This is a genomic window from Fuerstiella marisgermanici (assembly GCF_001983935.1).
GTDB lineage: Bacteria > Planctomycetota > Planctomycetia > Planctomycetales > Planctomycetaceae > Fuerstiella > Fuerstiella marisgermanici.
In genome coordinates, this window is record NZ_CP017641.1 from 7,514,687 (window position 1) to 7,533,515 (window position 18,829).

At 56.5% G+C, this 18,829-nt stretch carries 14 protein-coding genes; 12 read left to right on the plus strand and 2 right to left on the minus strand.

Translation table 11 applies throughout. The annotated features are described in order from the left end of the window. Positions 1-63 precede the first annotated feature (63 nt). From Fuma_RS28255 to Fuma_RS34465, 12 genes are all read left to right on the plus strand, one after another. Positions 64-1,485 (plus strand): MFS transporter, encoded by a 1,422-nt coding sequence (locus Fuma_RS28255; RefSeq protein ID WP_077027067.1) that lies wholly within the window; start codon positions 64-66, stop codon positions 1,483-1,485. 262 nt (positions 1,486-1,747) lie between these two features. Next, on the plus strand, positions 1,748-2,044 hold the full coding sequence (locus Fuma_RS28260) for a hypothetical protein (RefSeq protein WP_077027068.1): 297 nt from the start codon (positions 1,748-1,750) through the stop codon (positions 2,042-2,044). 280 nt (positions 2,045-2,324) lie between these two features. Beyond that, positions 2,325-3,131, plus strand: a complete 807-nt coding sequence (locus tag Fuma_RS28265; RefSeq protein WP_158521167.1) for an ABC transporter ATP-binding protein — start codon at positions 2,325-2,327, stop codon at positions 3,129-3,131. Beyond that, positions 3,128-3,934: an ABC transporter permease gene (locus tag Fuma_RS28270; RefSeq protein WP_077027069.1), complete on the plus strand. Its 807-nt coding sequence runs from the start codon at positions 3,128-3,130 to the stop codon at positions 3,932-3,934. Before Fuma_RS28265 ends, Fuma_RS28270 begins: the two co-directional genes overlap by 4 nt. Before the next feature lie 293 nt (positions 3,935-4,227). Beyond that, a complete protein-coding gene (locus tag Fuma_RS28275) occupies positions 4,228-4,842 on the plus strand; it encodes a nitroreductase family protein (protein WP_077027070.1) in 615 nt (204 codons plus the stop codon). An 89-nt stretch (positions 4,843-4,931) separates the two neighbouring features. After that, positions 4,932-6,140 carry a cytochrome c3 family protein gene (locus Fuma_RS28280; protein ID WP_158521168.1) on the plus strand — a complete coding sequence of 403 codons (1,209 nt, stop codon included), beginning with the start codon at positions 4,932-4,934 and terminating at the stop codon, positions 6,138-6,140. 86 nt (positions 6,141-6,226) lie between these two features. After that, complete coding sequence (locus tag Fuma_RS28285) at positions 6,227-7,840, plus strand: SGNH/GDSL hydrolase family protein (protein ID WP_077027072.1); 1,614 nt, start codon at positions 6,227-6,229, stop codon at positions 7,838-7,840. Between the two features lie 99 nt (positions 7,841-7,939). Continuing rightward, on the plus strand, positions 7,940-9,643 hold the full coding sequence (locus Fuma_RS28290) for a CRTAC1 family protein (RefSeq protein WP_077027073.1): 1,704 nt from the start codon (positions 7,940-7,942) through the stop codon (positions 9,641-9,643). Between the two features lie 13 nt (positions 9,644-9,656). Further along, complete coding sequence (locus Fuma_RS28295; protein WP_077027074.1) at positions 9,657-10,652, plus strand: tetratricopeptide repeat protein; 996 nt, start codon at positions 9,657-9,659, stop codon at positions 10,650-10,652. Positions 10,653-10,800: 148 nt separating this feature from the next. Then, complete coding sequence (locus tag Fuma_RS28300; RefSeq protein ID WP_083732388.1) at positions 10,801-14,076, plus strand: DUF1553 domain-containing protein; 3,276 nt, start codon at positions 10,801-10,803, stop codon at positions 14,074-14,076. An 81-nt stretch (positions 14,077-14,157) separates the two neighbouring features. Continuing rightward, positions 14,158-15,630 (plus strand): DUF1501 domain-containing protein, encoded by a 1,473-nt coding sequence (locus tag Fuma_RS28305; RefSeq protein ID WP_077027076.1) that lies wholly within the window; start codon positions 14,158-14,160, stop codon positions 15,628-15,630. Between the two features lie 169 nt (positions 15,631-15,799). Continuing rightward, positions 15,800-16,378, plus strand: coding sequence for an FKBP-type peptidyl-prolyl cis-trans isomerase (locus tag Fuma_RS34465; RefSeq protein WP_083732653.1), 579 nt, complete (start codon positions 15,800-15,802; stop codon positions 16,376-16,378). A gap of 31 nt (positions 16,379-16,409) precedes the next feature. Here the strand turns inward: Fuma_RS34465 and Fuma_RS28315 are convergent, their stop codons facing one another. After that, positions 16,410-17,717 (minus strand): Nramp family divalent metal transporter, encoded by a 1,308-nt coding sequence (locus Fuma_RS28315; protein ID WP_158521169.1) that lies wholly within the window; start codon positions 17,715-17,717, stop codon positions 16,410-16,412. Positions 17,718-17,771: 54 nt separating this feature from the next. Next, complete coding sequence (locus Fuma_RS28320) at positions 17,772-18,692, minus strand: hypothetical protein (RefSeq protein ID WP_077027077.1); 921 nt, start codon at positions 18,690-18,692, stop codon at positions 17,772-17,774. Between the last annotated feature and the right edge of the window lie 137 nt (positions 18,693-18,829).

Below are 18,829 nucleotides of genomic sequence, written 5' to 3' on the forward strand. Positions count from 1 at the left end.
GCCTGAAACGAAACCACAAACGTCGCGGCTCACACAGGTTTTGTTAGGGGTTCTTAATCATTCATGCCTTCCAACCCGCCAGACGATCCATTGGATTCCACCTTGAAGGCTGAGCCTGCGCCGCCTGCTGAAACGCTTGTCATCCCTCACGCCGCGCCAATTATTGTGGCGGGATGTCTGGGCATGGTTTACACGCAACTGGTGTTGTGCCCGGCCGGAATCGAACTGATTCGGCAATACGGAGGCACTGGTTATCACGTTGGGATCTTCGGTGCGATTCCGACGTTGATGCTGTTTTTGCAATTCTTCTCCGCCGTCGTGGCCAATCACCTGACCTATCGGCGCGGGCTTTGGATGACGGTTTCGTTCGTCCAGCGAATCACGCTGCTGCCCATTGCACTTGGCCCATTCTTGTTTCCGGACGTCAGCGGCCGTGTTTGGCTGTGGTTGTATCTGGGCCTGGCTGTGGCGAATCATGGGCTCATTCACTTTGCGTCGCCCTTGTGGATGTCGTGGATGGGTGACTATCTGCCGCGCCGCGGACTCAGTCAGTTTTGGGGAACGCGCCATGTGTGGATGCAGTGGGCAGGGGCGGCGGGTTTGTTGTTTGCGTCGGTTTTGCTGAAGGCTTATGCCGACGATATTGTGACCGCTTTTGCAGTCTTGATGACCATTGCCGCTGTTCTCGGTGTGATTGATATCACCATGTTCTGGTGGGTTTCCGAACCTCCAGTAACAAAGATTCCAGCAACCAGCATCGCTCGCGTACTGGCCGAACCGTTCCGCAATCGTGGCTTTCGATCGTTCATACGCTTTATGTGCTTCTGGCATTTTGCGGCGATGGTGGGAGCTCCGTTTATCAGCCTGTTTCTGTTGTCCGAGGTCGGCATGAGTCTGTCGCAGCTTATGCTGCTGTGGGTGTTTTGCTGGGTGGGCGGAGCGACCTGTGCAGGTCGGTTTGGCAGACTGGCCGCACGATTCGGACACAAGCCGATTCTGGTGATGTGTACGGCGCTGAAGTCGACGAACATGATCGCCTTGATTCTGATTCCGCTCGAACCGTCGGTGGCCTTTGCGGTTCTGGTCCCCGTCTTCTTTATTGACTCAATCCTGAATGCGGGCTTTGCAGTCGCCACCAATGGATTTCTGTTAACTCAGTCACCGTCCGGCAACCGCACGATGTTTATCGCGTCGGGCACAGCGGTCGCGGGACTGGTGGGCGGCGTCACGTCGATCGCGTGTGGAGCTCTGCTGGCCGCTGTCCCCAACGGTGCGGTCCTGGCTGGCCAGCCGTTTGGCGGGTTTCAGACATTGTTCCTGGTCAGCGCGCTGCTGCGATTCGCCTCTGTTCTGCTGGTGATTCGTATTCGAGAACCGGAAGCTCACGGTACCCGGTTTGTCGTCTCGCAGCTTATCGGAGCGTCACCGTTAAGAATGGTGCGGTTTCCGGTGGGGCTATTTCGAAGTATCGACCCAGACGAATAGGTGCGTTTGACATCGCGAGTGTCGGGCAGACTTATGGCGGGGGATGGAACGGTTAGGCGCTACGGCGCCACAGACCGCAGAGTTTTCCAAAACCGAACCACCGACAGTTGGCTGATCAAACTGGTCGGATCGCCGCATTTGCCAGCGCCTGATTCCGCGTGCTGTCGGCACAATTCGAGGGTAGCAATCTCCCGTAGTCACGTCGCCGATTGCCTACTTCGGCGGGCGGGAGTTGCAGCAATGCCCTGGAAAAGGAATGGCTATGAAAACAATCAAAAAACTGAATCCTGTTCATCGATCGACGCCTCGTGAATCATTTCGAGTCTGGCTTCGACCACTTGGGTTCGCCTGGAAAATTCATGTCGAAGGTCGAGCTCAGGCTGCATGGCTAAAACAGCAGCTTGTCGAACACAACTGCGTCTGCACCAAGCTCACATTCGTTTGGAATAACAAAGCGTTAGGGTTTCGCTGCCTTTCAGAAAATCAGCATCAAAAGGATTCTGTCGAACGGTTGCTGCGTTCACTGCCACAGGCGCGGATCCAAATTGATCCGGCGTGATGACGGCGGCCTGCGACGTAAGTCACCTGGAACTTGACCCGGGCGAGAGGGAGTCTGGCTTTTTCTAGAGCAGTTTACCGTTTGTCGTGGACGGTTCGGGCTCGTGGCAAACAGCATTCATAGTACGAAACGCTTGTTCCGCAGCCACAAGCCAGCGTGACACGCTGTAAAAGCCGGACTTCCCGTTGCGGGAACCAGTTGTTTGAAGCGACTTCGCCTGAAGGTGCATGTACGATGCGGTGGTGGAAATTAGATTCTCACTGCCGCATTAGCTTCGCCTGTGAAACCGTCGTCTGCCAAACTATCAATCTCCGACCTTCGCTTCCGGTTTGCCGCTGACGGTCCGGATGTGCTTCACGTGCCGCAATTGACGGTTCCGAATGGTCAATTCGTGAGCATCCTCGGTTCGTCCGGTTGCGGCAAGTCGACCCTGTTAAGACTTATTGCCGGACTGCTGAACCCGGGCCACGGCACACTCTTTCCGACTCCGACTCCGAATGCCGATTCGCAGCGCCAACATGGCGACGTTGGCATGGTCTTTCAGAGTGCAAATCTGGTCCCATGGCGGACTGCCCGTCAAAACGTGCTGCTGCCGGCCGAACTTGGCCGAACTCGCGTTTCGGTCAGCGATGAACGGCTCTCCTCGCTGTTCCGGCTTGTCGGTCTGCGCGAACAGGATACGCACAAACGATCTTCTGCATTGTCCGGCGGCATGCAAATGCGAGTCTCTCTTGCCCGAGCGCTTGTGCTGCAACCGTCTCTGTTGTTGATGGACGAACCGTTTGCGGCGCTGGACGATCTGCTGCGGATGCAGTTGGAAGAAGACGTTCGCCGGATTCACCACGAACGGTCGCTGACGACGGTTTTGGTCACTCACAACATTCAGGAAGCCGTCTTCATGAGTGACCGGGTGGTGGTGCTTGGCGGCCAGCCTTCAAGTATCCAGGCGGATATTGAAGTTTCACTGCCTTCGGATCGAGACTGGCAGCTTCGCGCAAACTCAGCTTTTCACGAGCTTGTAAATACCGTGACGGAAGCTCTGCACGCGACAAGTGGCGATCGTACGGCGGCCGAGGTGTCGTTATGAAGGTAGGCGGCTTTGACGTGAAATCCGCAGCGTTGCTCGTCGCGGCTCCGCTCTGCGTACTGATCTGTTCGCTGAGTCTGTGGCAGCTTGTCGTCTGGGCTCGCGATATTTCCATCATCGTGGTGCCGTCGCCAATTGACGTTGCCAGGGCTCTGTACGAACACCGGGCCATGCTGTCCGAAGCCTGCTGGCAAACGGCGAAAGCGGCTATGACGGGTTTATTTGGCAGCTTTGTGATCGGCGTGCTCGGAGCGTTCGCGTTTTCGCAGTCTCGCATCATTCGCAGTGCGTTCTATCCGTACGCCATCCTGCTTCAGACGGTCCCAATTATCGCGCTTGCTCCCATCGTGGTGGTGTCGATCGGGCGAGGCTTCTACGGGATTGTGATTATCTCGACGATCATCAGCATCTTCCCGGTCATCACCAGCACGACGACGGGGCTGCTGCAGGTGGATGCGAATCTGCTGGAACTCTTTCGGCTCAACAATGCGACTCGCTGGCAAACGCTATGGAAGCTCCGTCTTCCCAACGCCCTGCCCTACCTCATCAGCGGGCTTCGCATTGCGGGCGGAGCAGCCATCGTCGGCGCGATTGTCGGAGAATTTTTTGTGGGCGACGACGTGAAGGGGTTGGGCGTGCTAATCCAAAACAAGAGCGGCGGCTTCCAAACCGACGAACTCTACGCGGCAGTCGTGGTTTCAACGTTGCTTGGTGTGGCCGCGTTTGTGACCGTGACCGTCGTCGGCGAATGGATTCTACGACGATTTTTGGGCATGAGTTTGAGCGGCGTAAGTCAGCGGTAGGCGAATCATCACGTAAAAGTTTGATTAAAAAGCCAACGCAGATCGGCCGGGAACTCGTTCTGGAACTCACAACCGCTTCGCATATTGTTAAGCTACGCATTGCCAGCAGCGTGTTCGTCACTTGTGTTTTACGGACGGGAGGGTGCTGGCAGCCTGGGCCTCAGAAATACGTCCTCAATCATTGTCCGCGCGTTCAGAAGAATTTTGAGATCACCCAATCCGGTTTGATTCGTCGCTGCGAGGACTGCGCAGACACAGCGACATGCGATGGCCGGAGCTGATAGTTGTCAAATATGACTCCGAACAACGAATCCTTCGAAGGGGCGATTAACAAGATTGCGGTACGCAGTCTGATGGAGAATCGCCGGTCGATTAAGCCCGCCGACTTTTCCGATCAGCGAGTGCAGGATGAGATCGTTTGGCAGATGCTCAGCAACGCCAACTGGGCACCAACTCACGGCATGACCGAACCCTGGCGATTCTTCGTCTATACCGACGCGGCAAAGCTGCGGTTGGGAAAGCGACTTGCGAAAATCTATGAGCAAATCACTACGCCGGAATTGAGGAAACCTGCCAAAGCCGAAAAGCTAATCGCCAATGCCGAACGATCTTCTCACCTGATCGTCATTGCCATGAAACGCCAGGCATCAGAGAAAATCCCGGAGATCGAAGAAGTGCAGGCGGTCGCCTGTGCCGTCCAGAATCTGCACCTGACGGCAACCGCGTTTGGAGTAGGAGGCTACTGGTCATCCGGCGCAGCCATCTGCAGCGAACAACTTCGAGACCACCTTGGACTCAGCAACAAGGACTGCGTCCTCGGCTTGTTTTACGTCGGCTACCCTAAAACCGAATGGCCAAAAGGCTGCCGAAGTCCGATCGAAGACAAGGTCGTCTGGCGGGCGGACTAGGTGATCTGTACGATGGCTTATTCCTGCCATCGCTGCGAATTCTACGGCCTCGACAGGCCACAGCGCGAAATTGTCCTCAGGCTGCTTCTTTGACGACGCAATCTAAAATTCTGGCCACAGGTATTGTCCTGACTGCAATGGCAATCGTCATCGTGGCCCTCTGGTTAGCCGACGGCGCACCACCCTCGCCTCTTGTGCCCAACGGCCCTGCGCAACAGGTTGCGATTGAGGTCGATCCTTCTGACACGGGCGAACCGACCCCCTCGTACCATCAGTTTGTTGGGCATATGACGTGTGCCGAATGCCATAGTGAAATTCATTCCGTTCATATTGCCACGCCGCATGCGAACACATTCGCTTCAACGTCCGAATCGCCGATCGCACAGCAATTTTGCGGGCGTACCATGTCATCCGGTGGCAAGTATGGTACGTATGAGTATCAGTGTGACGATGAAGGGTTATTAGTCGATATTCAGGAACGCCGAGACGGGCGCCTGTTTCCGCTGGAGTACGCAGTCGGGTCTGGAAAGCACGCTGTGACGTTTCTGACGCTGCTGCCCGACGGAGCCGAAACCATCGGCGTCGAGCATCGCATGACATGGTTTCGAGCCAGTGGAGAATCCGGAATCACGCCGGGTCAAAACGCTGATGTCCCCGAACGAGCCGTCGATTTCTTTGGTAGGGTCTTTCGCGGCGAGGACATGCGCCGCTGCGTCAGTTGTCACGTCACGACCGGCCATATCGTACGCGGTCGAATCGAAAATCTGACTGCTGGCATTCATTGCGAACGTTGCCACGGGCCAGGCAAGGAACATGTCCAGGCAGCTGAGGACGATGACACAGCCGCCGCTACCGCTGCGATCCGCAGCAAATGGTCAGGGGCTGACGAAGTTGCGATGTGCGGCGAATGCCACCGAATGCCCGACGATCTGGCGCCGGAACGGTTGAAACGGTACCCAAATTCTCTGGTTCGATTTCAGCCAGTCGGTCTGTTACGGAGTCGTTGCTTTACGGAATCCGCCGGGCGCATGAAGTGCACCACGTGCCACGATCCGCACGCACCCGTGGAATCTCGTTCTTTGGCGATGCAGCTGGATTCGTGTCGACAGTGTCACAGCAAACCCACCGAGACTCATTGCGCGGCCGGACACTCAGACGGCTGTATCAAGTGCCACATGCCGGCGATAGAATTGCTGCCCGGCATTTCATTTCACGATCACTGGATCCGAGTTCACGACAATGACGCTGCAGCCGATGGAAACGTCGATGATGATGCTGGTCACGCTTCGGCACGGTGAGGGAATTGTTTTGAATGGTTGAATCAAATCCCCAAGACCCAGTCACTCCGGCGACTAAATGTCCCCCAAAATCGCGGCGGCGATGGATGTTTCGACTTGCTGCGGTACTGCTTGCATTGAGCTTTTTTCCCGTGACGGAAGTTGTTCTGCGGGCTCTGAACGTTGGCCGAAATGTCAACCTGGTGATCCCGATCGAAGACAATTTGCTCGCCACGACGGGCGACTTTACGCATCAGATAAACGGAATGGCGGACCTCGCGTTTTACGGGACGACGGATCTTAGCGGCCCCGAAACTCGCCCATTCACACTGCCCCGTCCCGACAACACGTTTCGGATTGTCGTGGTCGGTGGTTCCACCGTCATCGGCTTTCCGTACGCGCCGGAATTCGCATTTCCTCGGCAGTTGGAAATGCAACTGGAACTCCAAAATCCCGGACTGGACGTCGAAGTCTTAAACGCCGGCATCACCGCGATGAACAGTTTTGCCGTGAACGAACTGGTGGCTCAGTGCTTCGACGCGAAGCCAGATCTGGTTGTGATTCATACGGGGCACAACGAATTTTATGGCCCCGGCGGCCCTGCTTCGACGGCTTTTCAGCTTTCGCCGGAACTGATCCGGCAAACGTACCACTTTCGTCGGTGGAGGTCAGTTCAGATTGTTGCCGCTTTAAGTCCGCCGCCGGACAATGCCGGAGAAGATTTGCTAAATGTGTTGCCACGTCAGCTGAGTATTCCGCTGAATGGACCGGTCTACCTGCAGGCGAGAACGAACTACGAATCCAACCTTCGCCGAATGATTAAAGCTTGCCGGAAGTCAGACACGCCGGTGCTGCTGACGACAGTGGCGTGCAATCTGAAGGACCAAAGCCCGTTGCTGGCCGAATGGCGAAACGAATCGATTGACGGGAAGGTCGAATGGGACAGTCTGTTGGCGGACGCAGCCCTATTGATTCAGCAACGTGACTATCACGCAGCGTTGAACGCGTTGGAACGGGCGAGCGACCTTGAGTCGGAACATGCGATGCTCAGTTATCGCCGCGGACAGTGCTACGATGGGTTGGGCGATGTCCAGCAGGCGTGGGCCGCGTTTTCTGAAGCTCGCGATCTGGATGCGTGTCGGTTTCGCATTCCATCAGAGTTCCACGAGATCGCGCGACGAGTTGCTGACGAGCACCCTCACTGCCACTTTCTGGATTTGACAGCGGCGATGGTTGCGGACGGTTACTCCGATCCCCCGGGGTACAATCTTTTCCTGGAACACGTTCATTACAACTTTGAAGGCCATCATTTGGTGGGGCGGCTGTTCGCAAAATTCATTCAGGAAAACATTCGATCTGGTCGTTGGAATAGTGATCGAGTTGCAAGTTCAAATGAAATGCAGAAGTCTCTCGGATTTCTGCCTGAAGATGATCTGGCGGCGACTTCATTTGCGATCGAGGTCTTGCAAACCGGTCCATTTGCGCAGACGGCTGATCGGCAATCGCATATCGAATTCTTGACCCAGCGGGCGGGTCGGCTGTTTGAGCTTGTTCCCTCAGATCGGCGAGACGTCTTTGCTGAGTTGTCGCTGAACCAGATGTCTGGCGCTTTACCTCAACATTTGCTGGCCGAATTCGAAGAACGAGGCAACAAGCAAGCGGTAGAATTGATGCGAAAATGCTGGAAACTGCGAAAGCCGTGGCTCCGAAATGTTCCTTAGATCACAAGCAAACGCTTCCGTGATCCAGTCCAGATTGACCACCACGAACTACCGCCTCGACCAGTCGTCTGTTTTCTATCTCTGCAAGGGAGTTTGGCATTGTTGAACGCGCAAACCACAAAGTGGATCTCGGCACTGGTGGTTATCGTCTTGATGGGTTCCGGCACTGCTGAATCGGCCGACGTGAAGTTTGCTGACGTTGCCAGTGAGCTGGGCGTTCGTTTTGTTCATAGCTCGCCGCAGTCGCCGCTGCGGCATATTCACCTGACAATGGGATCTGGTGTAGGTGTTGCCGACTTCGATCGCGACGGCTGGCCCGACTTGTACTTCGCTCAGGGGCAGCCGTGGGACGAGGGGCATGTAGCCGAGTCTGGTGCTGTGGACGAATTATTCCGCAACCAGTTGTTTCGTGCTGAACGTAAGGCATTCTCGCAGGTCGCGGACTTCACCACGGTGGCCTCCGGAGCGTTCGGCATGGGGGTCGCTGTCGGCGATTCCAACAACGACGGGTTCCCCGATCTGTACGTTTCACGGTTCGGTGCCGACTGGTTGTTACTAAACAACGGTGACGGCACGTTTTCGAAATCGGCTGCCTCACTGCCCAATTCCACTGCTGGCTACTGCGCCAGTTGCACGTGGACTGAGGTCAATGGTGATGGGGTTCCAGATCTGTTCATCACGCGGTACGTCAGAATCTCGGAGTCTGAATATCCCGTTTGTGCGGATACTGCAACGGGGCTGCCGATCGTCTGTCAGCCTCAGAAGTATGCGGCGCTCTCAGACGTGCTGCTTGTCGGCGACGGCTATGGGGAGTTCGCTGATTCTTCGGAAGCCTCTGGTTTGAATTCCGTCTCAGCGGCACCAGGACTTGCGGTGGTTTCGCATGACTGCGACAGCGATGGCGATCTGGACATTCTGGTCGCTAACGACGCTGTGCCAAACCACCTGTGGATCAATGACGGAACCGGTCAGTTCGAAGAAAGCGGTCTGATCGCTGGGGTCGCCGTCAACAGTAAAGGGTTGCGCGAAGCTGGCATGGGAATAGCGGTTGGGGACGCCACGGGAAACGGGCGAGCCGACTTTGTCGTCACCAACTATTTTGCGGAAACCAATACATTCTATCGCAACGAAGGTTATGGACTCTTCCACGATGTGTCAGACGAGATTGGCGTCGGTGCGCCCAGCCGCAGTCGACTTGCATTCGGCGTCAATTTTCTGGACGCGGATGGCGACGGCGATCTGGATCTATTTGTCGCCAACGGACATATCCACGACCGGTTGCAGGAGCTCGGCCGCAATATTCCTTATCGCCAGCCACCTCAGTTGCTGACGTTCGATGCCGGGCGATACACGGACGTTTCCGAATCCGTCGGCACCACGTTTCAAAAGCCTCGTCTTGGCCGCGGCTCCGCAACGCTCGACTTCAACCGCGACGGCCGCACTGATGTGATCATGACCGATCTTGGCGGCAGCCCGGCGTTGTTTCAAAACCAAACCCCGCAACTGGGCCGACAAGTTCGCATCCGAATTGTGGGCCGAACGGCTGCCAGAGACGCGGTCAGCACGCGTGTTAAGTTTCTTGCCGGTGAAATGGCATTGGGCGTGCGTTTCGTTGACGGAAGCAGTAGCTATCTGTCGACCAGCGAACAAGTGATTACGTTTTCGGCTGCACCACCGTCACAAGTGGACCGCGTTGAGGTACAATGGCCAACCGGTTCAGTCCAAACGGTCGCGATTTCCCCAACCACGACCGAAGTCACGGTGGTGGAAGGCGTCGAGCAACCGTTTGCGATGTCTCAATAAGGAAGACTTCCGGATGCGGCGAATCCTTTCGATTGTGATGTGCCTGGTCGTTGTTGTCGCCGCCATCGCTGCGTACGCACTCAGAGGCGGCGGAGAGCAAACTCGTGAAGCTGGCCTTCTGGCGCTGCGGCACGGGGATTACGCGGCAGCGTTCGAACAATTGGAATCGCACCTCGCAGAAAAGCCTGACGATGCCGCTACGCGACAAATTTTGGCAGATGCGTATGTCCAGCAACAGTTGTTTGGCAAAGCGGTCGATCACTACGCGGTGTTAAGTGAAAGTTCGGCAGGTGATTTATCGTTGCGGCGAAAGCTGGCTGCTGCTGCATTGAGTGCAGGACGCGACGGGTTGGCGGAGGACATTCTAAAGGATCTTTGGGAATCTCAGCCGCAGGATTTCGGAGTCAACCTGGCACTCGGTGAACTGTATTTTAAAACGGGGCGTGCGGCCGATGCGATTCCGTTTATTGAAACCTGCATCGCTCAGCGGCCTCAGCGAGCCCAAAGTTATCTGCTGCTGGCCGATGCGTTGGATGCAGCCAACCGCGATCAGGAGATGATCGCCCCACTGAAAACATGCATCCGCCTCGAACCAGACAACGCAGTCGCTCATGCCAATCTGGCTCACGCGTATCAGGCTGCCGGGCACTCGACGGATGCGATTGTCGAAGCCGAATGGTGTTTGCATCGGAACCCGGACCTGACGTCGGTTCGGTTGATCTTAGCGAAAGCTCAGCGAGACAGCGGCGAATTCGACGCAGCTCTGCAGAACGCGGAGCACATCCTCGCGGCGGAGCCTTCCAATCTCGACGCGGCTCTGTTGGCTGCCGAGTTGTTGTTTTTTCAGGGGAAGGGTGAGTCCGTATTCGACAGGCTGATCGGTTTCTACGACGCACACAAAAACAGCAGACCGCTGATAAACCAACTCATGCGCGCGGCCGCAGCGCGGCAGGACCGAGAAGCGATGGAGAAATTTCGCACAGAACTTGAGCGTTTGCTGGCGCAGTGATGCGGTGCCCCGGGCCTTCGCCAGTGAAATTCCAAAACGACGCATGACGAGCCTGCCATTTCCGTCTATGCTGTAAACAATCCCGCCGGCATTCTTTTGCCACACGCCCCCCCTGCTGTCTTCACCTGTTACCTCCCCGGAGTTGGTCATGTCTATGCGAGCCATTCGCATCCTGGTGCTGTCCGCTTTTTGCCTTGCGACGATCCCAGTCTCGCGGGCAAGCGACGACGTTGACTACCTGACGCAGATCAAACCGCTGCTGGAAGCCAAGTGCTACGCGTGTCATGGTGCGTTGAAGCAGGAGGGAAGGCTTCGACTCGAAACGCTGTCTCTGATGACAGAAGGTGGTGACAGCGGCGCGGCGCTGGTCGCGCGAGATGCGGCGGGAAGTTTGATCCTGGAACGTGTGACGGCGGACGAAGACTACCGCATGCCGCCCGCTGACGAGGGATCCGCTTTGAAGCCGGATGAAATCGCATTGCTGCGCCGCTGGATCGAACAGGGGGCCGTGGCTCCTGAGGAACCGGTTCCGGATTCACCAACGGCTCATTGGGCGTTCCAAAGAATCGAGCGGCCTGCCGTTCCTGCGTCTTCCAGACCCGGCGAAAGCGGGACGGGCGACAACAAGCCGGCACGGGCAGCTTCACACGCAAATCCTATCGACGCACTGCTTGGCGCGAAACACGCAGAACTTAATTTGCAGCCGCAACAGCCGGCGGAACGCAGCCTGCTGATTCGCCGAGTCTACCTGGACTTGATCGGGCTGCCTCCTTCGCTGGAACAACTTCACGACGAACGACCATACGGACGGATCGTCGATGAACTTCTGGCGAGTCCCCATCATGGCGAACGTTGGGGGCGGCATTGGATGGATGTGTGGCGATATTCCGATTGGTACGGCCTTGGTGCTCAGCTGCGGTACAGTCAAAAACACATGTGGCGTTGGCGCGACTGGATTGTGAATTCGCTGAATGATGACAAAGGCTACGACCGCATGATTCAGGAAATGCTGGCGGGCGATGAACTCGATCCAGACAATCCCGACGTCGTCGCGGGCACCGGCTTTCTGGCCCGTAACTATTACCTGTTCAATCGCACGACATGGCTGGATCAGACGATCGAACATACGGGCAAGGCATTTCTGGGACTGACCATGAACTGCTGCAAATGCCATGACCACAAATACGATCCGCTCAGTCATGTGGACTACTACAACTTCCGAGCCATCTTCGAACCTCACCAGGTGCGCCTCGACCCCGTTCCCGGTGTCACAAACTTCGAGAAGGACGGTCTGCCTCGCGTGTTCGACGATCACCTGGATGCCGAAACGTTTTTGCACAAGAAGGGCGACCCTTCCAAGCCAGACAAAGACATCACCATCACTCCGCACGTGCCTGCGATCCTGGCCAGTTTCCAGCCAGAGATTCAACCCGTCGAATTACCGCCCGTGGCGTACGCTCCGGCTGTCCGCGACTACGTGCAGCAGGATTTCCTGAACACTGCTGACGCGGCGATTTCATCTGCAGAAAAGGAACTCGCTGCCGCCAAAAAAACGTTGGCAATGTCGCCGGCGGAAAAAGCGGCGAGTGAAGAATCGACGACTGCAGAATTCGCCTTCACCGACAAGTTCGATCAGCCGAACCCGGAGGCCTGGGACATTGTCGGCAAAGGCTGGGAATACCGCGACGGGGCGTTGCTGCAAACTACGGCTACACGCGATGTTGAGTTCGCTCGGTTTAAACATCCACTCCCGCGCGACTTCGAAGTGTCGTGTCAGTTTACGACGACTGGCGGATCAACTTACAAGTCAGTGACATTTCGGTTTGATGAATCCGAGGACCGAAAATACGCCAACTATGTCTATGCGAGTGCTCACGGTCCCGGCCCCAAGGTTCAGGTGGCTTACACGCGAGATGGTTCGCAAAATTATCCCGGTGATGGGCGAGTAGCAAAGCCGATCAAAGTGGGTGAGGTGCAAACTTTAAAGTTTGCCGTCCGAAACAATCTGGTCAACGTTTGGTGGAACGGTGAATTCGCATTGGCTTATGCGGTCCCTGATCGCCAGCCGGAAGGCCATTTGAGTCTTTCCGGTTTCGACGCCACTGTTGCGTTTGATTCCATCGACATACGTACGTTGCCCGCTGATGCGGAACTCACGCCGCCAAAAAACAAGGTGGCTCCATCACCGAAAGATGCCGCCACTGCCGTGAAGATCGCTGAAGCGAAACTTAAAGCAGCCAAGGCTCACCGTGCATCCCTGGATGCCACCATCGCCGCCGAAAAAGCAAAGTACGATTCGCCTGACATGGCCGATGACGCTAAGAAATCGCTCGCCATCACTGCCGCTCGACTTGAAGCCGAATCTGACCTCGCCACGGCCACCTATGAACGCGCCGCTGCGGGCGCCGATACGAAAAAGATCAACGCCGCTGAAGCCAAAATCGTAGCCGCGAAGAAGAAGCTGGCCGACGCCGACAGCGGATCGTACACGGCGCTGCGAGCTTCGTTTAAGGCGCTCGAAACGCCGGAGCACAAAGAGCCCGATTACCCGACTGTTTATCCATCAACCAGTACCGGTCGACGACTGGCTTTGGCGCGGTGGATGACGTCACGAGACAACCCGCTGACGGCGCGAGTCGCCGTGAATCATGTCTGGATGAGACACTTTGGGACGCCGCTGGTGGAATCCGTATTCGACTTTGGTCTGCGGGCAGGCAAACCTTTGCACGCCGATGTGCTGGACTATCTGGCGGTAGAATTCATCGAATCCGGCTACAGTTTCAAACACCTGCACCGTCTGATTGTGACGTCTGAAGCGTACCAGCGAAGTTCGGCAACGTTGATGGCGGACGATTCCACGTTGAAGGCTGATCCCGGTAACAAGTATTACTGGCGCATGAATGTTCGCCGTATGGAATCGCAGGTCGTGCGTGACGCCTTGCTTCAACTTTCCGGGACACTCGACCCGCAACTCGGTGGGCCTTCAGTGTCAGTAGGAAATGCGAGCAAACGCCGCAGTCTGTACTTTAAGCACTCGCGTGACGACCAGGACAAGTTCCTCACAATGTTCGACGACGCTGACTTGTTGCAATGCTACCGTCGAAGTGAAAGCATCGTTCCTCAGCAGGCTCTGGCCCTTGCGAACAGCAAGCTGTCGATGACTCAGGCAGAACTCATTGCGGCCCGGATTTCTCAAAATGTTTCGTCAGCCGATAACGTCGGTTTCGTGAACACCGCGATCGAAACGCTGCTTTGCAGAACAGCGACGGACGATGAGCAAACCGCGTGTTTGGAATTCTGTGTTCAGTTGCAGAGCCTGCTACGTCAGAACGAGGCAGTCGTTGATGCCGAAGTCTCTTCCCGAGTTCGCACACGCCTGATCCACAGTTTATTGAACCACAACGACTTCGTTTCCGTTCGTTAGTGTGCTGCCCCAGTGCAGACACATTAGCCAGCTGCGGGCGAGAGGCCTGCGAGCGAACCGTATACCAGTGAGATTCGAATAATGAGCGATTTTCAATTAGCCACCGGAGCAGAAAGCTTCAGCCGCAGTCGCCGCAGCATGCTCATGAATTCCAGCCTCGGCTTCGGATCGTTGGCGCTACACTCGCTGTTGCAAAAGGACGGCTTCGGTGCGGAAGCTCTGCATGGAAGCGGCGTCCCCAGCGGATTAGCGCACCTTGCTCCGAAGGCAAAGAGCGTCATCTGGATGTTCATGCGCGGTGGCGTGAGTCACATGGAGAGCTTCGATCCCAAGCCCGCGTTAACTAAGTATGCCGGGGTTTCGATTCCCGATTCGCCGTTCGCAAGTGTGATGACGTCTGAACGACTTAAGCGTGTACGAGTTGTGGTTGTCAATGATGCCAATGGCCAGCAGCGGAACAAGCTTTATCCGCTGCAGGTCGGCTTCAAAAAGTACGGAAAAAGTGGGATTGAGGTCAGCGACTGGTTCCCTCATATCGGTTCCGTCATCGACGACATCTCAGTCGTCCGATCGATGTGGACCACGGACGACAACCACGGTGCTCAGGTGCAGTTCCATTCCGGTCGCCACATGCTGGATCCTCGTGTTCCCACGATTGGAGCATGGATCACGTGGGGCCTGGGAACTTTGAACGAAAACCTGCCTCAGTTCATTGCCATGGGGCCGCGATTTTTCGATCGCCGAGACGGCCATTACCTGGGGCCGGCGTACGATTCGGTGGAACTAAAAGTCGATCCGAAGAACCCGCTGGACTTCGCCAAGCCCGAGGCAGAAATTATGGCGGAAGAACAACGGCTAAGCTTCGACCTGGTCAACCGACTGAATCGTCTGACGGCGGCTCGCTATCCCAACGATGCCGCTCTGGACGCTCGCATCAAGAGCTATGAGTTGGCCTTCCGCATGCAGTCGGCCGTTCCCAACGTCATCGACTTTGCGTCCGAAACCGAAGCCACGAAGAATCTGTATGGGTTCGATCAGAAAGAAACGCGTCCCTTTGGCGAGCAGCTTCTGGCCGCTCGACGATTTGTGGAGAAAGGCGTCCGCTTCATCCAGATTCAGCACGGTGCCGGAGCTGCCGGAGCGTGGGATCAGCATTCCAACTTAAAGGCCAAACACTCCGAACTGTCGATGCAGGTCGATCGTCCCATTTCGGGACTCATTCGAGACCTCAAACAGCGCGGCTTATTGGACGAAACGCTGGTGGTGTTTGCCACCGAGTTCGGGCGGACACCGGGTTCGCAGGGTGCCAACGGCCGCGATCACCATCCGTACGGATTCAGTGTTTGGATGGCGGGCGGTGGGCTAAAAGGCGGAGTCGCTCACGGCACCACAGACGAAATCGGTTTTCATGCCGTTGAGAATCCGCACTACGTCACTGACGTTCATGCGACGATTCTGAAACAGCTTGGCCTGAACAATCACCGCATGGAAGTGCCGGGGCACAAGCGTCTGGAACAGGACTACGGTGCCGCGATTGACGATATTATCGCGTAGCGAGCCTGCTCGGGCGTGCAGAGACGCGGCTATTCCGAACTGTCAACCGGCGATTTCGGCCGCTCAGCTGCTGACTTCGGTGCGCGCCGAGATCGGTATTTCAGCGATCACCGGTTAGCGATTACATTTCCCGCCACGCCAATTTGTCTGGACAATGCAGGAAATGAAGATGAGCCCCCTATTGCCCCGAACGACGCTGCTGACTGTCTGCGCCGTGTTTTCCATTGGATGCGCGAGCGGCGAGAAGAACCTGCAATCGGGATTGACCGATCGGGCAGGTGAACCGGTTGTCGACAGCCAGGGCGACGCTTCTGTTCAGACAGCTTCGTATTCAGAATCAAACGTCGTAACTTTCACCGACAAAGAATCGCTGCGCCTGCGCACCGGCGCGGTGGACAGCAACCACCCGACAAAATTCAGCCGCACTGGTTCCGGCCTGCAGTATCGGATTCTAAGAAAAGGCAAAGGTCGTAGACCGACGGCGAGCGACGCGGTGACGGTGAACTATCGCGGCTGGTTGGACAATGGCCGGGAATTCGACAGTTCTTATGAACGTGGTGAGCCGATTTCGTTTCCGCTGAACGGCGTCGTGGCGGGGTGGACCGAAGGCATGCAACTGGTGGGTGAAGGCGGCATGATCGAACTCTGGGTTCCGTCTCGCCTGGGCTACGGTTCGCGAGGTTCAGGACCTGCAGTGCCGCCGTACGCTGATCTGCATTTCGTGGTGGAATTGCTGAAGGTCAATTAGAGATTGCTGATTGCTCGATTGTCCAGGTTGCTTACGGAAACAGGGTGCTCAGTTTTTGCACGGCCAGCACTCCGAACAGCCCCAACGTAAGTATCAGAATCAGAGCACTGCCTCGGCCATTGCGAAAGCCACTTTGTCTTGCCAGATTTGTCGCAGGCAAGACCAGCAGCGATAACGCAAACATCGGCAGGAAAAGTGCCCCGGTGACGCCTGCCGTTTTTTGAACATAGGCGAGCGAATACGGCAGGCACAAAGCCGGGACAGTCCCCAGCAGGATCAGCACGACGAAGTACGTGCGTCCGGGACTCAGTGAATCAAATTTCGCGTCGCCCTGCCCCGGCAGCATTTGAGCAATCAAGGCTGGCACACTCTGCCACACGCCAAGCAGGCTGCTAAAGACAGCGCCCCAAGCGCCGAAGCGAAACATCCAGCCCGCGAAAACGCCAAACGTGGGCAGGCTGTTCTGCATATCGTCCGCCAGCCGCGTGATCAGGTTCGCTCCTTTTAAACTTGGATCAACCGGCAGGCGACTTCCTAAAATCACCATTCCGATACCGAACATCGCCGTCATCAAATAGCCGGCCGCCAGGTCGATACGGCATGCTTTCAAAGATGCAGCATCCAACCGGCCCTTCTCGCGAATCCAGTTGCCGTAGCACAGCATGGTCACCGTGCCACCGACGCCTGCCATGAGCGTTAGCGTCCAGGCGACTCCCTTCCCGTCTGCATGAGGAATCTTCGGGATCAGCAAGCCTCGAATGACGTCCAGCCATTCCGGTGCGCTTAGCATCGCAACAACTAATACGGTGACGAACATCAATCCGATGCAGACAGCCATTAAGCGTTCGAACAGCCAGAACCCGCCCAGTCGTACAAGAACGATGGCGGCAACACTGTGCAGGCAGCCATGTACGATGCGGCCGAAGGCTGGTTCTCCGATCGGTAGAATTGCCTGTGCGCATTCGCCACAGGCCGACATCAGCATCCCGCCGATGCAAAATGACCACACGGCGAGGTAAGCCAAAAACAGATATCGCACGATCGCCGGAGTGGATCGAAAAACGCCGTCGGTAAGACTGGTGCGAGTGCTCAATTGCCATCGAGCCAGTCCTTCGCACAGCACATACTTCAATAGGGCGCCGACGAGTACGACCCACAGCACCGTCACCTTCAGCAGTGCACCAGCGAGTGCGCCGCCCGCGAGGTCGCCCGCTCCAACGCCGGTTGCGGCAACCAGAATGCCCGGGCCGAGCACCTGCAACCAGCCTGTTTCCGCGCTAGAAGCCTGTGAATCCGCTTTCGCAGAGGGCGGCTGGTGAGGATCAACTTCTGACTGCAAAACAACGAGTCCCTTTTGGCTTCGCGCCCTGGGGTGAATTCCGACCTGCTGCGGTTACCTGTCAAATTGCACGCCGACCGGCGTCACTAGCTCGACACGATCGGGAACAGGCGGGCTGGGAATTACGGGCCCCCTAAACACTCTCGGCAGTGTCAAGCTTCCGGGTTTGACCTCGGTTGCGGTGGCAGGCCGAAAGCTCAGAAAGTTGTTAGCCCGGCGGTACGCAAGCGTCAGCGTGGGCGCTGCGTCGTCCGCAAACCGGACCGTTTCGCAGTGACCAAAGTAATCCATCACGACATTGACATTGTCGGGCACTGGCGGCACCTGGCGACTTAGGTATTCGAGCGCTTCGCTAAGTTCTGCGATGCGGCATAGGACCTGGTCAACCGCGATCGAAGCGCGTGGGTTCCGTTTACGTAGTTCCTCGAAAAAGTAAGATCGAACGCGGGACGAATATTCGTCCTGCAATTTCACGTGTTCGCCCACGCAAAATATTCCGTCGACAATCTGAGTGACTCGCAAATCGTCAGCCGGTGCGTCTCGCCGCCAGCAGCGAATGATATCTTCCACTGTCGACTGCTGACACTGACCGAAATAGCCGCCCAGAGAGATCAAATGGCGGACACACGTTACGTCCAGGTCGATATTGCCGACGTCGGATGAGATATACGCGGTTGGCCGCCAGTCTGAATAGAGGTACATCCACGCCGGGTTTTTGTCGTTGAACCGGTCGTGCAAGTACACAACGGGTAATCCTTCCGCCTTCATCGTCGCAACAACTTGCGAGACGGCGGGCTGAGTTAACAGCAGCGGGTCAAAGTGCTGGGAACTGTGCGTCACGATCGCCAACGTCGGCTGAGTAATCAGGACGTTTTGCGGTTCCGTGAACGTAGGCTTCCAGTCACGCGGCTCAAACGTTTCCGCGTTTGGCAGCCGCAGCGTGGCGACGGCAATGGTGATGAGTAGAACGGTCATGAAAAATTCCGGCGAGGAGACGTCGCGTGCACGCCCACAAACAGGCTGCCTCCGTGCCACTGGCCCTTTTCAGCAAAGTACCAGCGCAGACTCAACTCGTGAATAGGTGTTGACGGATGCGTGACGCATTTCATCGG

What these genes read in the sequence shown, in the direction of transcription:
- Fuma_RS28295 (WP_077027074.1), top strand. Translation starts at nt 9,657, where the DNA reads ATGCGGCGAATCCTTTCGATTGTGATGTGCCTGGTCGTTGTTGTCGCC.
- Fuma_RS28300 (WP_083732388.1), top strand. Translation starts at nt 10,801, where the DNA reads ATGTCTATGCGAGCCATTCGCATCCTGGTGCTGTCCGCTTTTTGCCTT.
- Fuma_RS34465 (WP_083732653.1), top strand. Translation starts at nt 15,800, where the DNA reads ATGAGCCCCCTATTGCCCCGAACGACGCTGCTGACTGTCTGCGCCGTG.
- Fuma_RS28285 (WP_077027072.1), top strand. Translation starts at nt 6,227, where the DNA reads ATGTTTCGACTTGCTGCGGTACTGCTTGCATTGAGCTTTTTTCCCGTG.
- Fuma_RS28260 (WP_077027068.1), top strand. Translation starts at nt 1,748, where the DNA reads ATGAAAACAATCAAAAAACTGAATCCTGTTCATCGATCGACGCCTCGT.
- Fuma_RS28270 (WP_077027069.1), top strand. Translation starts at nt 3,128, where the DNA reads ATGAAGGTAGGCGGCTTTGACGTGAAATCCGCAGCGTTGCTCGTCGCG.
- Fuma_RS28275 (WP_077027070.1), top strand. Translation starts at nt 4,228, where the DNA reads ATGACTCCGAACAACGAATCCTTCGAAGGGGCGATTAACAAGATTGCG.
- Fuma_RS28320 (WP_077027077.1), bottom strand. Translation starts at nt 18,692, where the DNA reads ATGACCGTTCTACTCATCACCATTGCCGTCGCCACGCTGCGGCTGCCA.
- Fuma_RS28255 (WP_077027067.1), top strand. Translation starts at nt 64, where the DNA reads ATGCCTTCCAACCCGCCAGACGATCCATTGGATTCCACCTTGAAGGCT.
- Fuma_RS28305 (WP_077027076.1), top strand. Translation starts at nt 14,158, where the DNA reads ATGAGCGATTTTCAATTAGCCACCGGAGCAGAAAGCTTCAGCCGCAGT.